Annotated in this window: 14 protein-coding genes and 1 rRNA gene; 6 read left to right on the forward strand and 9 right to left on the reverse strand. The window is 54.7% G+C overall.

Annotation, left to right across the window (positions count from 1 at the left end; all coding sequences use genetic code 11):
- Positions 1–171: 171 nt before the first annotated feature.
- A complete protein-coding gene (locus tag DW088_RS15285) occupies positions 172–1,080 on the reverse strand; it encodes a stalk domain-containing protein (RefSeq protein WP_158574726.1) in 909 nt (302 codons plus the stop codon).
- Positions 1,081–1,330: 250 nt separating this feature from the next.
- Between DW088_RS15285 and DW088_RS15290 the strand changes: the two genes are divergently transcribed.
- The 5 genes from DW088_RS15290 to DW088_RS15305 all read left to right on the forward strand — a co-directional run bounded on the left by DW088_RS15290 (position 1,331) and on the right by DW088_RS15305 (position 3,945).
- Complete coding sequence (locus tag DW088_RS15290; RefSeq protein ID WP_118361914.1) at positions 1,331–1,897, forward strand: RNA polymerase sigma factor; 567 nt, start codon at positions 1,331–1,333, stop codon at positions 1,895–1,897.
- Positions 1,890–2,489, forward strand: a complete 600-nt coding sequence (locus DW088_RS15295) for a hypothetical protein (protein ID WP_118361916.1) — start codon at positions 1,890–1,892, stop codon at positions 2,487–2,489. Before DW088_RS15290 ends, DW088_RS15295 begins: the two co-directional genes overlap by 8 nt.
- 128 nt (positions 2,490–2,617) lie before the next feature.
- Positions 2,618–3,178 carry an NAD(P)H-dependent oxidoreductase gene (locus DW088_RS15300; RefSeq protein WP_118361918.1) on the forward strand — a complete coding sequence of 187 codons (561 nt, stop codon included), beginning with the start codon at positions 2,618–2,620 and terminating at the stop codon, positions 3,176–3,178.
- Complete coding sequence (locus DW088_RS16105) at positions 3,175–3,348, forward strand: DUF6472 family protein (RefSeq protein WP_165815537.1); 174 nt, start codon at positions 3,175–3,177, stop codon at positions 3,346–3,348. Before DW088_RS15300 ends, DW088_RS16105 begins: the two co-directional genes overlap by 4 nt.
- 15 nt (positions 3,349–3,363) lie before the next feature.
- Positions 3,364–3,945 carry a sugar O-acetyltransferase gene (locus DW088_RS15305; protein ID WP_118361920.1) on the forward strand — a complete coding sequence of 194 codons (582 nt, stop codon included), beginning with the start codon at positions 3,364–3,366 and terminating at the stop codon, positions 3,943–3,945.
- Positions 3,946–4,090: 145 nt separating this feature from the next.
- Here the strand turns inward: DW088_RS15305 and DW088_RS15310 are convergent, their stop codons facing one another.
- From DW088_RS15310 to DW088_RS15325, 4 genes are read right to left on the reverse strand one after another with little or no spacing between them, the layout of a single operon-like run.
- Positions 4,091–4,723, reverse strand: coding sequence for a hypothetical protein (locus tag DW088_RS15310; RefSeq protein ID WP_118361922.1), 633 nt, complete (start codon positions 4,721–4,723; stop codon positions 4,091–4,093).
- Between the two features lie 50 nt (positions 4,724–4,773).
- Positions 4,774–5,841, reverse strand: a complete 1,068-nt coding sequence (locus DW088_RS15315) for an alginate O-acetyltransferase AlgX-related protein (protein WP_118361924.1) — start codon at positions 5,839–5,841, stop codon at positions 4,774–4,776.
- An 8-nt stretch (positions 5,842–5,849) separates the two neighbouring features.
- Positions 5,850–7,226 carry an MBOAT family O-acyltransferase gene (locus DW088_RS15320; protein ID WP_118361926.1) on the reverse strand — a complete coding sequence of 459 codons (1,377 nt, stop codon included), beginning with the start codon at positions 7,224–7,226 and terminating at the stop codon, positions 5,850–5,852.
- Between the two features lie 38 nt (positions 7,227–7,264).
- Positions 7,265–8,176: a DMT family transporter gene (locus DW088_RS15325; protein ID WP_118286290.1), complete on the reverse strand. Its 912-nt coding sequence runs from the start codon at positions 8,174–8,176 to the stop codon at positions 7,265–7,267.
- 136 nt (positions 8,177–8,312) lie between these two features.
- On the opposite strand from DW088_RS15325, the gene DW088_RS15950 reads away from it, so the two are divergent.
- The gene (locus DW088_RS15950; RefSeq protein WP_158574468.1) at positions 8,313–8,483 is read left to right on the forward strand and encodes a hypothetical protein; all 171 of its coding nucleotides are present in this window, start codon (positions 8,313–8,315) and stop codon (positions 8,481–8,483) included.
- Between the two features lie 601 nt (positions 8,484–9,084).
- Here DW088_RS15950 and DW088_RS15330 read toward each other — a convergent pair.
- The 4 genes from DW088_RS15330 to rrf form a co-directional block, all read right to left on the reverse strand.
- On the reverse strand, positions 9,085–10,269 hold the full coding sequence (locus tag DW088_RS15330) for a pyridoxal phosphate-dependent aminotransferase (protein WP_118361928.1): 1,185 nt from the start codon (positions 10,267–10,269) through the stop codon (positions 9,085–9,087).
- 259 nt (positions 10,270–10,528) lie between these two features.
- A complete protein-coding gene (locus DW088_RS15335; protein ID WP_118361930.1) occupies positions 10,529–11,233 on the reverse strand; it encodes a hypothetical protein in 705 nt (234 codons plus the stop codon).
- Positions 11,226–12,749 (reverse strand): DUF1538 domain-containing protein, encoded by a 1,524-nt coding sequence (locus tag DW088_RS15340; protein WP_118361932.1) that lies wholly within the window; start codon positions 12,747–12,749, stop codon positions 11,226–11,228. Before DW088_RS15340 ends, DW088_RS15335 begins: the two co-directional genes overlap by 8 nt.
- A gap of 127 nt (positions 12,750–12,876) precedes the next feature.
- Positions 12,877–12,993 (reverse strand): 5S ribosomal RNA (gene rrf / locus DW088_RS15345).
- Positions 12,994–13,176: the final 183 nt, after the last annotated feature.

The raw sequence follows: 13,176 nt of genomic DNA on the forward strand, positions 1-13,176 counted from the left end.
GAGGAGAATATCAAGAAGGCCGCTGAGGTTACCAAGGCACATGTTGCGAAGTACTGGGCTGACTGATTTCACAGAGTGAAGATTTAAGAGTGGAGAGTGAAGAGCTTTCCACTCTTTTTCTGTATACCCGCAAAAGAGAAAGAGTGGAGAAAATCTCCACTCTTAAATCTTTTATAAGGCGCTGCTGACTACCGCCGCGACCTCTGTCTCACTGATTCCCTGCTCCGAGGATACAGAGTACGCAAATCCACCGTTGCTCCAAACCGCAACATTTACCTTATCGTTGCCGCGCATTTCCACGGAAATGCCCTTTACATTCACGGTTTTGGTGGTCTTGTAGGTCTCGTACACGCCGCTGTTATCGCCTTCGCCGCAGCCGACGCGGTACACGAGCGTATCCTCGCCCTTGGTATAGAACACCTCTGCCAACTCGCCAGAGATATCAATATACGCATCTGCCTGATAGCCTGCGGGCACGATCGGCGCCTTGATGTCAAAGCCGACTGCCTTTGCAAGCTCTGCAAGGGAGTTATGGACGGTCAGCGGATTCGGAATCTGACCGGAATCGCCGTCTTCGGTCGTAGCATCCGGGTCAATGGTGATGGTATCGCCGCTGACCTTGACCACAGCAGGATCGTTGCCGCAGAGCGGTACGAACAGATCGACCGGAACATAGGTGCTGCCGTCCTTGATGATCGGCGCAGCGCCGAGCGAAAACGGTGCGCTCATGCCAATCATGCCCTCGATCGCCGTGTAGACTACGTAGCTGTTATCGCCAATGCGCAGGTCACACTGTGTTTCCTTAGTGTTGAGGTTGATCGCCTTCTTTGCTGCGTCCCACTTGACGGTGTAGCCCAACGCCTCTGCAACCGCGCGGACCGGAACCATCGTGCAGCCATTTACGGAAATCGTCTGCAGGGACGTGGTCTGACCCTTGATAACAATCTTCATCTGTGCCTGCTGACTCTGTGTGTTCGGTACCGGAGCAATCACCATCGGCTCATCGTTTGCCGCCATAGCCGTAGCCGCCATCGAGCCTGCAACCGCCAGTGCCATCATCATAGAGATCGTCTTTTTCATAAATAATCTTCCTTTCATTGCTTGCGTGTTTTTGCCATTCGCTATTGATACAATCGAGAACCGTAAAATGCTGCAGCCTTTTCAAAAATTTTTTCTGCGGCCGCTCTATTTGCCGTTCTGCCCTATATACAATCCGTAGATCGGGAATGTTGCAGAAAAAAATAAAAAATTTTCCTGTGCCTTACGCAACATTTTTGTTATATTAAATGTATATAGATCAGAAAACAAATTGATCCATAGAGGTGACATTATGACACTGACGATTCCAATCAGCCGATTCCGGCGGCTGCTGTTTGCCGTCCTGCAGGCGGTCGTGCCTGCGCGTGCCTCGGCGGCAGCACACGCACAGCTTGCGCAGTTATATGATAGATGGAGTACGGCTGTGTTTCGTGCGGCTTATGCGTACTTACGCAACAAAAGCGATGCAGAGGACGTACTGCAGGACCCCTTTCTGCAGTATATGCGCACTTCCCCGGAACTGGAATCATCGGCGCACGAAAAGGCGTGGCTGCTCCGTGTTGCCATCAACCTGAGCAAAAACAAGCTGAATTCGGCGTGGTTCAAGCACACGAACGCACTCGAGGAAAGCTATCCGTGCGATGAGTTAGACAGTAACCTCGCCTTTGTGTGGGATGCTGTGCGTGCTCTGCCGCCCAAGTACCGCGAACCCATTCATCCGTTCTACCATGAAGGGTATTCTGCCGCGGAAATCGCACGCATTCTCGGACAGAAAGAGAGCACCGTGCGTTCCCTGCTGCACCGCGGACGCAGTATGCTCAAAGAGACACTGAAGGAGGCGTATGATTTCGATGAATAAGTACAACCGTTTGATGGAGCACGTCAATCTGTCTTCTGACCTCGAGCAGCGCCTGCATGATGCGCTGGATAAACCGCCGGTGCGCAAACCGTCCGCCTGGAGAAGATACGGCGCAGCTGCCGCTTGTCTGGTACTGATTATCGGCGGCACAGCTGTTATGCAGATAAACCGCATGTCTGCTAATCCGGATGGTGAGGGAAAGGAACCGCCTGTCACCGCCACTGCGCCGCAGGATTACGACACGACAGACGCGCTTGCCGCTGCGCTCTCCTTCCCGTTTGCGCTGCCGCAGACCTTGCCGGACGGTTATGCGTTCGATTCGGCATCCGATCAGTTCGGCATGGCTGTTGTTGTGTATGCGGACGCAGAAGGACATACACTTAAATACTGCATGGGTAAAGGCGAAGACGCGCTCGAAGGTATGAACCATGCCGTTTCCGGCGAGAAACTTGAGGGTACGGATGCGCTGCTCTATGCCGAGACAGGTTATACCTCGACCGAGTGGAAGGATAGCCAGTATAGCTACTGCTTTATTGCGGATGAAACTTTCGATACCGCAGTTTGGCAGGATCTGGTAAACTGCATAAAATAATCTGCTAATTTATTGAGCTGTACCGTAGGGATGGGTTTCATCCTCACAATAATTTCTAATTACTAATTCCTAATTCCTCATTTTTCTGCTATACTATATAGTTAGGAACAAGAAGAAGGAAGGATACCATGACACTCTACATCAACGCCTGTCCGCGGGCAGAGTCGCGGACGGCACGGCTGGCGCGCGCCTATCTCGCACGCATAAGCGACGTCACTGAGCTGAACATATACGATCAACCGCTTGTCCCGCTCGACCGTGAACGGCTTGCTCACCGCGAATCGCTCATTGCCGGCGGCAAATGGCACGACCCGATGTTCGATTATGCCCACCAGTTTGCTGATGCCGACGATATCATCATTGCCGCTCCCTACTGGGATCTGGGCTTTCCGACACAGCTGAAAACCTATATCGAGAACATTTATGTCCCCGGCATTGTCAGCGCCTACAACGACCACGGACAGTCGTGCGGCCTGTGCCGCGCCCGCAGTCTGACCTACATCACCACCGCAGGCGGCGCGTACGACCCGCGGTTCAGCTTCGACTATTTGACCGCTATGGCCAAAGAATACTTCGGTATCCGCGAGACCAGACTCATCTATGCGGAGTGTCTCGACATCTGCGGCAACGACCCCGAGGCTATTCTGCAATCCGCAATCGACCAAATCGAAAGGAGCGCTGACCGATGACAGGAACCTGTGACGACTGCGCCTACAACGTCTACGATGATGAAATGGATGAATATGTATGCGAAGCCTATCTGGATGAGGACGAATTCTACCGCCTGATGCAGACCGGCAAAAGCTGTCCGTACTACCGCTCCGGCGATGATTATGAACTGGTACGCCACCAGAATTAAGGAGGAACCCTGACGATGACCGAACTTAAAAAAGCCGCTTCCGGCCTGCTGTACGACGCCAACAGCGACCCTGCGCTGCTCGAAGCGCGTGCGCAGACCAGCGACCTGTGCATGGATTACAATACACTCCGTTCCTCCCAGAAGGAGGAGAAAAACGCCCTTCTGCATACCATTTTAGGCGCCTGTGCGCCCGATATTGTCATTGAGCCGCCGTTTTTTGTCGATTACGGCAGCCATACGCGTGTCGGCCGTGCATTTTATGCAAACCATAACCTTGTGATCCTGGATGCGGCGCCGGTCACCATCGGCGACCATGTGTTCATCGGCCCGAACTGCTGTATCTCGACCGCAGGCCATCCGTTCGATGTTGCACAGCGCAACGCCGGGCTGGAATATGCCAAGCCGGTCACCATCGGCAATAACGTCTGGATTGGCATGGGCGTGCAGATTTGTCCGGGCGTCACCATCGGCGATAACGCTGTCATCGGTGCAGGCAGCGTTGTGACAGAGGATGTACCGGCAGGTATGCTTGCCATCGGCGTGCCGTGCAAGGCCGTAAAGCAGGTAGCGAATAAACCGCAGAGACGCATTCTCTGATAAATTCGTAATGAGGAATTTTATTCTCCGCAGGGGCAGACCATTGGTCTGCCCTTTTATTTTACCTCTGCAGAACGCGAACAAGGGAGGCCACTGGCCTCCCCTGCGAAACATAAAACCGTATCGTCGATTACTAACTGCTAATTTATTGAACCGCTTCGACAGTCTCCGAACCGCCCTCTTTATAGGTATAAACGGTAAACCCGTCATACGTCCAGATGCCGTCCTCGCCTTCGCCCATGCAGCTCGGCGAATAACTCTTGGATATCGGTGCGCCGAGTGCGCTCTCAAGTGCGGATGCGGACGAGCCGACGTACCTGCTCGCCTGAGAGGCAGTCGGCTTCGCCGGTTCTGCGGGTTTGGTCTCAGCCGGAGCGCTTGCCGCAGGCTTGCTCTGTGCCGGCTTGCTTTCCGGAGCGGATGCCGCCGGTTTGCTCGTCGAGGTCGAGGCAGACGGCTTGCTCGTGCCCGCTGAAGCAGACGGCTTTGCGGTCGTGGTGTTCGTGCTGCTCGTCACCGGCTTGGTTTCGGTCGTTTTATCCTCGGTTTTGCTGTCGGTCGAGGTCTTATCGTCAGTCTTAGTCTCGGTCTTTGCGCCTTCGGTCTTGGTCTCGTCGGATTTCTCCTCGGTCTTCGCTTCGTCCTTCTTATCCTCGGTTTTGCCGGTCTGGACGGTCTGGCTCTCGTCCTTGGTATCGTCTTGTGCGGTGTTGCCGCCGCACGCAGCAAGACCAAAGCAGAGCGTTAGTGCCAGCAGCATGGCTGTCAGCTTTTTCATAGAATTTCCTCCATATTGTTTATTTCTCCTGTGGATACTGATTAGACGGATTACGGTTCGGTTTTGTTCCCCAAATCCGGTGAATATTTTAGTATATTCGGCAGATTTCGCTCAACGATCTCGATGATGACCGTATCGCCCTCCTGTACCTGCTCCAGCGGATACGGCATCTGCCGGGTGATGATCGCCTCACGGAAATCCTCTGCGAGAAACGGATGCAGCGCATTGCCGAACGAATCGCGGCACAGCAGCAGGCGGCCGTTCGGCGCATTCTCCTGTGTGGTCTGCATAAGGATATCCTCGTCCGAGCGCGGCGGGTTCACATACGAAAACGAGGTCTGATACACCTGCGTTTCCTCCTTTTGCGTGCCTTTCGGGTACAGCATTTGGTAAAGATCGCCGCTGTGACTCCGCTCGGTCGTATATTCCTCATCCGTAAATCCCGTATGCGGCAGACCGAGCGTGTTCATCAGATAATCGTGTGCGAGCGCGGCACCCCGGTTCGTCCAGTGCGAGTCGGTCTTATAATACAGCACGTTTGCGTGTGCGCGAAACACGGAGAACAGGTCGGCATAGTTCACGCCCTCCCGCTCGAGATACGGCAGCACGCGTTCGTAGTTGCCGTCCGCATCCTCGGTCAGGTAGCGCGCAGGCATGTGCTCCGGATAAAGCGAGCTTTTGTTCGGCGCAATCGTGAACAGAAAGCGTGCGCCGCGGCTTTCGCAGTAGTCCTGCATGGATTTTACGGTCTGCGCCAGCTGCTGCGCCTCACTCTCGGTCAGCGTTGCGTGATTCTGATAATCATCGAGCGTTTTCGCGTAGTACAGCCAGCCGTCCGTACCGTAAATGACGTCCTCAGCAGGCGAGGTGCACAGCAGCCCGGTCTGCAACGCGGCATTCGCGGTGACAAGCTCCTGCCGAAAGCCGAAATGGTCGGCAACGTAATCCGTCAGGTCACCGAGAAACTCTGCGTTCCAGCCGGTCTGTGCGTTCCACAGGCTCGGCTTGGGCGTGAGATGCTCATTGCCTGCCGCCTGCTGCTCGGGCAGCACGAGCATACCCGCTGCCGGAATCAGGCACAGCGACAAAAACGCCGCTGTAAACCATTTATATTTCATATTTCACCTCAAAATCGGAAGTAAATGAACGGATTAAACGAGCCTGCCGCAAGGTACATCATGCACAGCAGCAGCAACCCCAGAGAGCCGATGAACGTCACACTCTCACGTTTCGGCGTATGCTCACGGGCCACAGGCGTACACAGGAGCAGTGCCAGACACAGGGTCAGTGCAAACGCAGGCGTAAATTTTGCCCAGACAGCCGCCGTGCCCAGCCAGTGCAGACCAATGCCGGAGAACATCGCGGCATACATGGCACCTGCCTGCGCCAGCGTGTCCGCACGGAACAGCGTAAAGCCGAGCACGACCACGAGCAGCGTGTACAGCTGTCCGGTTCTTTTTCCCTTGAGCTTGTCCACCGGAATCGCACCGCAGTCCTCAAGCACGGAAAACAAGCCGTGCCACAGTCCCCAGAGGACGAACGTCCAGCTTGCGCCGTGCCACAGGCCGGTTGCGAAAAATACGAGAAACCGGTTGAGCCATGTCCGCGCCTTCCCCTTTCGGTTGCCGCCGAGCGGAATATACAGATAGTCGCGGAACCAGCCGGACAACGAAATGTGCCAGCGGCGCCAGAACTCCTTGATGGTGGTCGCGGTGTACGGATAATTGAAGTTTTCGCGGAAATGGAAGCCGAACATGCGTCCGAGACCGATGGCCATATCACTGTAGCCGGAAAAATCGAAGTAGATCTGCAGCGTGTAGCAAACGGCGCCCGTCCATCCTGCCAGCATGCCGATCTCTCCGGCAGGCAGCGCGAACACGGTATCCGCCATCTGACCGAGCGCGTTCGACAGCAGCAGCTTTTTGCTCAGACCGCAGATAAACCGGCGGATGCCGAGTGCGGTCTCCTGCGGAGTGGTGCGGCGGCTGTCGATTTCCTGCTCGATGTCGTGGTATTTGACGATCGGTCCGGCGATCAGCTGCGGGAAAAACGCGATGTACAGCAGCACCTTCTTGAACGAGTGAGAGACCGTTTGTGGCTCACGGTACACGTCGATGACGTAGGAAAGTCCCTGAAAGGTGAAGAACGAGATGCCGATGGGCAGCGCAATGCCGGTCAGCGGCAGACTCAGCCCGCACAGTGCGTTCACTGTGCGGATAGCAAAATCCGCGTACTTGAACACGGCGAGCAGCCCTATCCCGCCGATGACCGCAAGCGTGACGCCGAGTTTGGCGTACTTTCCTGCGGCCAGCCGTCCGCAAACGTAGTTAAGCGCCACCGATGCGAGCAGCAGCGGCAGGTAATACACCTGTCCGAACGAGTAGAACACCAGACTTGCGAGGAGCAGCCAGGTGTTTTTCGCATCCACGTTCGACAGCCTGCGATCGAGCAGAAACACGATCGGCACAAAGAAAAACAGCGAAATTGCAGAACTAAATACCATAGATTAACCCTTTATGCACCGCAATTCCGTCTGCGGTGTTATTTTTTCGTACTTGCAGAGTTTGCGACCGCAATACCTCCGCTGACCAGCACGAGCGCCGCCAGATTGCGTGCGGTGAAGATATTCTCGCCGAGCACGAGCGCGGAGAACAGCGTGCCGAACACCGGAATCAGGAAGCCGAACAGACTGACCTTTCCGACCGGAAATTTACCCAAAAGCGCCGTCCAGATGGTAAACGCTGCCGCAGACAGCACGATCATGTAGCCAAGCAGCAGCACGCCGCCGAGCGTCACCCGACCGAGTGCGCCTCCGCCAGCCGTGCCGACACCCAGCAGGAAGCAGCCGCCGATGAGCAGCTGCCAGCCGGTCAGCAGCATGGGATCACGGCCGGGCGTGTAAATGCGCGAAACAAGCGCGCCCGCACCCGCCGAGACCGCGCTCAGCAGCACCAGACCGTCACCGGTGAGGTTGAAGCCGTTCAGTCCGCCCAGTCCGAGCGCGAGCACGCCCGCAAAGCCGCAGATGCAGCCAAGCGTTTTCCGTCGATTGAGCTTGTCATTCGGCAGCAGGCAATGCGCCAGCAGCAGCGCAAAAAACGTCTGCGTGCCGGAGAGCACCGAGCCTTTGGTGCCGGTCGTACCGCTCAGACCGATGTAGTAGCACACATACTGCAGCATGCTCTGAAACAGGCTGATTGCCAGAATCGGCTTGATTTCATCCCGTTTGGGCACGATTCGGTGCCCTTTCAGCCGGGTCACGAGCAGCACAAGCATTCCCGCCAGCGCAAACCGCCAGCCGGCAAATACAAGCTGCGAAAACGGCGCGTCAGCCGAGACAGCGAACAGCTCGTACCCGCGCTTGACACACGGCGCCGCACTGCCCCAGAGAGCGGTGCATAAAATCGCCGGTAAATATAATTGACGTAACAGACTTCGTTTTTGTTCCCCCATTTTGATACTCCCAGACAAAAATTTTTATGATTGCTGCTATCAGTATACCATACTTCCCTGCTCTCCTGCAAGAAAGGGAGTTTTATCGGACTTTCTCTGTGGTACACTGTCCTCAGTAAAAAAGAGAGGTGAAGCCATGATCTACACTTGCGACACCAAATGCTGCCACTTTATCTTCTTCGGCAGCGCTGAAACCCACGTCTGTCCGGATTGCGGCAAACACAGCATCCGGCCGTCCACGCTCGAGGAACGCGCCGCGTTCTTCCGCCGCCAGACCGAGTTCGCACAGGAGCATCCGACCGGATAAGGCAATACCGCATAATTGAACAAGAGCGATTTACGAGCAAATTTTGCGTACTGATTAGGCGCGGTTTTGCGGTAATACTTTGTGTATTACCGTAAAGCCGGAACGACATCAGGACACAAAATTTCCGTAAAGCGCCGCAGCTTTAATTGTGCGGTGTTGCCTTCATCAAAAGAAAAACCCTTCCGAATGTTGTCCTCGGAAGGGTTTCACTTACTGTCTTCAGTTGTCATGTGCGGTTACGGCTCCTCGTGTGATGTTTTTTTAATCAGACGATTACTTGCCGCGACGATTGGTACGGTTCATGCTCTTAGCGTTGATGTGTTCGCCTTCCAGTTCTACCATGCGAGCGTTTACCAGTCCATTAAAGAAACTTCTCATACCCATAATCTTTGCACTCCTTTTCAGTGATTCAGGTGATTGTATTTTTGAGATCCTTTCCTGATCTCTGGTATTATAATACACTTTCCCTGAAAAGAATACAAGAGCAAGTTTTTATGAATATCTCACAACTCATCCGTCGTTATTTTGTATAGTTTGCACAGTGCTACTTGACACCTTATACATAATTAATCGAAACCACTTGTGAACTTTACATAATAAATCAGCGATACTCCTTCGCCAGTCGTTCAAACAGCGGCAGCGCACGCTCGATGGTCTCGGTTTTCACACAGTAAGAAATTCGCATATGACCGGGGGCACCGAAATCCGCACCCGGAACGACCAACAGGTCATATTTCTTTGCGCGTTCACTGAAGGCGCGGTCGTCCGCCTCGAGCGTCTGCGGGAACAGATAAAACGCGCCGTCCGGCTTGACACAGCGATACCCCATCGAGGTCAGACCGTTAAAGAGCAGGTCGCGGTTGGTCTGGTAGACCGCAATATCGCTGGTCTGGTCGGCACAGCGTGCCGCCACGCGCTGGAACATACTCGGCGCACAAACATAACCGAGTGCGCGGCCTGCACCGCAGACAGCGGCATACAGTTCTCTGCTGTCGGCGGCTGCCGGCGGCACGAGCACATAGCCGATACGCTCACCCGGCAGCGACAGCGACTTGGAGTACGAGTAGCAGATAATGGTATCGTCGTAGAAATGCGGCACGAACGGCACCTGCACGCCATCATATACGATCTCACGATACGGCTCGTCCGAAATGAGGTAAATCGGGTGACCATATTCCTTCTCCTTATCGCGCAGTATGTCGGCAAGGCGCTTGATGGTCTGCCCGGAGTACACTGCACCGGACGGATTGTTCGGCGAGTTAACAACGACCGCCTTGGTGTGCTCATTCAGGCACTGTTCGAGAGCACCGAAGTCAATCTGAAAATCCGCGATAGACGGCGGCACAATGACGCACTTGGCACCGGCACCGCTTTCGATGAACATTTTATATTCCGGGAAATACGGCGCAAACACAATAATCTCGTCACCCTCGCAGACGATCGCCTTGAACGCACAAGAGAGTGCAGCTGCCGCGCCTGCAGTCAGGTACAGGCTGTCGCCGGTGTAGTCTGTGCCGAAACGCTTGTTAAGGCTGTCCGCCAGTGCGCCTCGCACATCTGCGGCACCCTGTGCCGAGGTATAGCCGTGCAGTGCAACCGGATCACCTGCCGCTTCGGCGTAAATCGCCTGACGAACGGCCTCCGGGGCGGGTACGTTCGGGTTGCCGATCGAGAAATCGAATACGTTCTCGCGGCCAACGATCGCTGCACGGCTGTTCCCGTACTCGAACAGCTCGCGGATTGTCGAACGGCGGCTGCCTAAATCCATCATGTGCTCATTTATCATGGTTATCTACTCCTGTCAGGGGTTCTCCCTGCGAAAATTACTGCCCTTATTATACCATACTATTTTATCAGAGTGAAGAGTGGAGAGTGCGGAGTGGAGCGCTTTCTTTTATGTTGTGAGGGAGCACGCTGTGCTCCCTCGCGGGATAACTTGTGCAGGGCGGGATGGTTCCCGCCGTTTCCTGCCAAATAACACAATAAACAACGGAGAACAGAAAGCAAACGTCAGACGCTTATTTTCCATTCTCCATTCTCCATTCTCAATCTGCCAGTCCGATGGCTGCCGAAAGCGGCATCGACAGCACAATACCGTGGCTGCGGGTCTTCATCCCGACCGCCTGCATCAGCGCCGTCATAACCTGCTGTTTCTCATCGCTTCGCACCACGAGGAACACGATTTCCTTTTCGGCCTGAATTTCGATACCGAAAAATCGCTTGACCTCATTTTCCGCAATACCGCGCGCGGAAATGACCGTGCCGCCGCGCGCACCGGCCTTTCGCGCCGCATCCATCGCCACGTTGGTATAGCCGCGCTCCATCACAACTGCTACAACGTCAAAACCGTCGTTCTTCTCTGTCTCGTGCATCCTGCTGACCTCCTTTTGCTCCTCGTCTGCAGCGGTCAGCAGCTTGTGCCACCGCAGACCAATGCCTGTAATCGGAATGGTAAACGCGATTCCGCGTCCGGGATATCGCATTTCCAGCTCGCGCCCGAGCCTTTTGAGCAGGCGAACGCCGGTCTGACGGCTGACCATACACATCACAATAGCCTTTGCCGTTTCACCGATACCGAGCAGGTCGAGCATTTCCGTGCGCGCCGTGCCGTGAGCCATGCACACAAAGTCCACCGGCGCCTGTTCCTCACGATAGATACGCAGCACCTTTTCGCCCTGCTCCACGTCAACAACGGCCGCCACGACCTCTACCGCGCCCTGCACCGTCATCTGCGGTCGGTTTTCACTCATGCTCTGCTCCCTCCAAAACGATGATGCTGTCCTCATCCTCTGCGGAAACATCGGACGCATCCTCGCTGTTCTGTTTCTTTTTATAGATGAGACCCAGCACCTGAATGGTAAGCAGCGGGGTCATGGCTACCATAGCTACAATACCGAAGGCGTCAGTCATCACGTTGCCGCCGAGCGCTTCACACGCGCCCATGGCGAACGGCAGCAGGAATGTGGTCGTCATCGGACCGGACGCAACGCCGCCCGAGTCAAATGCAATGCCGGTGAAAATTTTCGGCACACAGAAAGTCAGTCCCAGTGCGGCAAGATAGCCCGGCACCAGTATATAATAGATTGAAATGCCTGTCAATACGCGCAGCATAGCCATGCCGACCGAGCAGGCCACGCCGATGGACAGGCTGAGCATCATCGCTCTCTGCGAGATGCCGCCGTTTGTGATGGACTCGACCTGTCGATTGAGCACATGCACGGCCGGCTCCGCAGTTACCAGAAAATAGCCGATAAGCATACCAAGCGGCACTAGCACCCATTCACGTCCGCTCAGCGCCAACTGCTGTCCAAGATAATGTCCCACGGGCATAAATCCGACGTTTACGCCGGTCAAAAACAGCGACAGGCCGGTAAATGTGTACACAAAGCCCACGCCGATCTTGCGCAGCTGCATGGCATGGAATCTGCGGAAAATCAGCTGAAATACCGCGCAGAACAGGATGATTGGCACCAGCGCGGACAAAACCTCGTGTATGTACGCGGGCAGCTCCACCACAAATGTGTGTGCTGCCTGACGGGTGTCCTCCACATCCGGCACAGTCACTGCCGTGTAGCCTGCACCGTTTGTCGGATAGAAAATACCAAGCAGCAGCACCGCCAGTACCGGCCCGATGCTGCACAGCGCAACCAGACCAAAGCTGTCCTCCTGTGCGCCGCTATCGCCTCGGATAGAGGCTAAACCGACACCGAGCGCCATGATGAACGGTACGGTGACCGGTCCGGTGGTCACACCGCCCGAGTCAAACGCCACAGAAACGAACTCGTTCGGCACGAAAGCCGACAGGATAAATACCACCGCGTAAAACACAATGAGCAGCAGCGACAGACGAATCTTGAACAGCGTACGCAGCATAGCCAGCACGAAAAACAGACCGACGCCGACCGCGACCGTCCAGATCAGCACATTGTTTGGAATGGACGGCACCTGACCGGCCAGAACCTGCAGATCCGGCTCCGCGATCGTGATGAGTATGCCGATAATGAGCGTAATGAGTATCACGATGAACAGATTTTTCGTGCGCGGCAGCTGTGCGCCGATACCCTCGCCCATAGGCGTCATAGATACGTCCGTGCCGAGTGAAAACAATGCCATACCGACGATAAGCAGCGCCGCACCGGTCAAAAACAGCACCATTGTGCCGACCGGCATCGGTGTGATCGTCACGCTGAGCAGCAGCACGATGATCGTGATCGGCAGGACAGACGACACCGACTCGCTGATTTTTTCTTTCAGAATTTTGTTCATTCTCGACCCCCTGCTTCGCGATAAAATACCAATTTAGGCTATTATATCATACAAGGAGAGGTGAATTCCAGTGAACAGGGCATTTTTAACGAAAACAAAACACCGACTCTTTCGAGTCGGTGTTCGGTGTGCGCGATGAGTTATCTTCCCGGGCCGTCACCAGCCAAGTATTGTCACCGTAAACGAACTTAACTACTGTGTTCGGAATGGGAACAGGTGTACCCTCGTCACAATAATCACGCACTTACTTTCTTGTGAACAAGAAAGTAAGCAAAGAAAACTTTACCTGCGCTTACGCGCTCTTGTTCAAAAGAAACCTTATTTAGAAACATATTACTATGTTTGCTACTTTGTTATACCGTCAGCACTGTTATAAAAGATTGGTGACCCGTGGGAGAATCGAACTCCCGTTTGCGGCGTGAGAGGC

Source organism: Butyricicoccus sp. AM05-1 (genome assembly GCF_003474415.1).
GTDB lineage: Bacteria > Bacillota > Clostridia > Oscillospirales > Butyricicoccaceae > Agathobaculum > Agathobaculum butyriciproducens.

What these genes read in the sequence shown, in the direction of transcription:
- DW088_RS15315 (WP_118361924.1), bottom strand. Translation starts at nt 5,841, where the DNA reads ATGAAATATAAATGGTTTACAGCGGCGTTTTTGTCGCTGTGCCTGATT.
- DW088_RS15295 (WP_118361916.1), top strand. Translation starts at nt 1,890, where the DNA reads ATGAATAAGTACAACCGTTTGATGGAGCACGTCAATCTGTCTTCTGAC.
- DW088_RS15290 (WP_118361914.1), top strand. Translation starts at nt 1,331, where the DNA reads ATGACACTGACGATTCCAATCAGCCGATTCCGGCGGCTGCTGTTTGCC.
- DW088_RS15305 (WP_118361920.1), top strand. Translation starts at nt 3,364, where the DNA reads ATGACCGAACTTAAAAAAGCCGCTTCCGGCCTGCTGTACGACGCCAAC.
- DW088_RS15300 (WP_118361918.1), top strand. Translation starts at nt 2,618, where the DNA reads ATGACACTCTACATCAACGCCTGTCCGCGGGCAGAGTCGCGGACGGCA.
- DW088_RS15335 (WP_118361930.1), bottom strand. Translation starts at nt 11,233, where the DNA reads ATGAGTGAAAACCGACCGCAGATGACGGTGCAGGGCGCGGTAGAGGTC.
- DW088_RS15285 (WP_158574726.1), bottom strand. Translation starts at nt 1,080, where the DNA reads ATGAAAAAGACGATCTCTATGATGATGGCACTGGCGGTTGCAGGCTCG.
- DW088_RS15325 (WP_118286290.1), bottom strand. Translation starts at nt 8,176, where the DNA reads ATGGGGGAACAAAAACGAAGTCTGTTACGTCAATTATATTTACCGGCG.
- DW088_RS15950 (WP_158574468.1), top strand. Translation starts at nt 8,313, where the DNA reads ATGATCTACACTTGCGACACCAAATGCTGCCACTTTATCTTCTTCGGC.
- DW088_RS15340 (WP_118361932.1), bottom strand. Translation starts at nt 12,749, where the DNA reads ATGAACAAAATTCTGAAAGAAAAAATCAGCGAGTCGGTGTCGTCTGTC.
- DW088_RS15320 (WP_118361926.1), bottom strand. Translation starts at nt 7,226, where the DNA reads ATGGTATTTAGTTCTGCAATTTCGCTGTTTTTCTTTGTGCCGATCGTG.
- DW088_RS15310 (WP_118361922.1), bottom strand. Translation starts at nt 4,723, where the DNA reads ATGAAAAAGCTGACAGCCATGCTGCTGGCACTAACGCTCTGCTTTGGT.
- DW088_RS15330 (WP_118361928.1), bottom strand. Translation starts at nt 10,269, where the DNA reads ATGATAAATGAGCACATGATGGATTTAGGCAGCCGCCGTTCGACAATC.
- DW088_RS16105 (WP_165815537.1), top strand. Translation starts at nt 3,175, where the DNA reads ATGACAGGAACCTGTGACGACTGCGCCTACAACGTCTACGATGATGAA.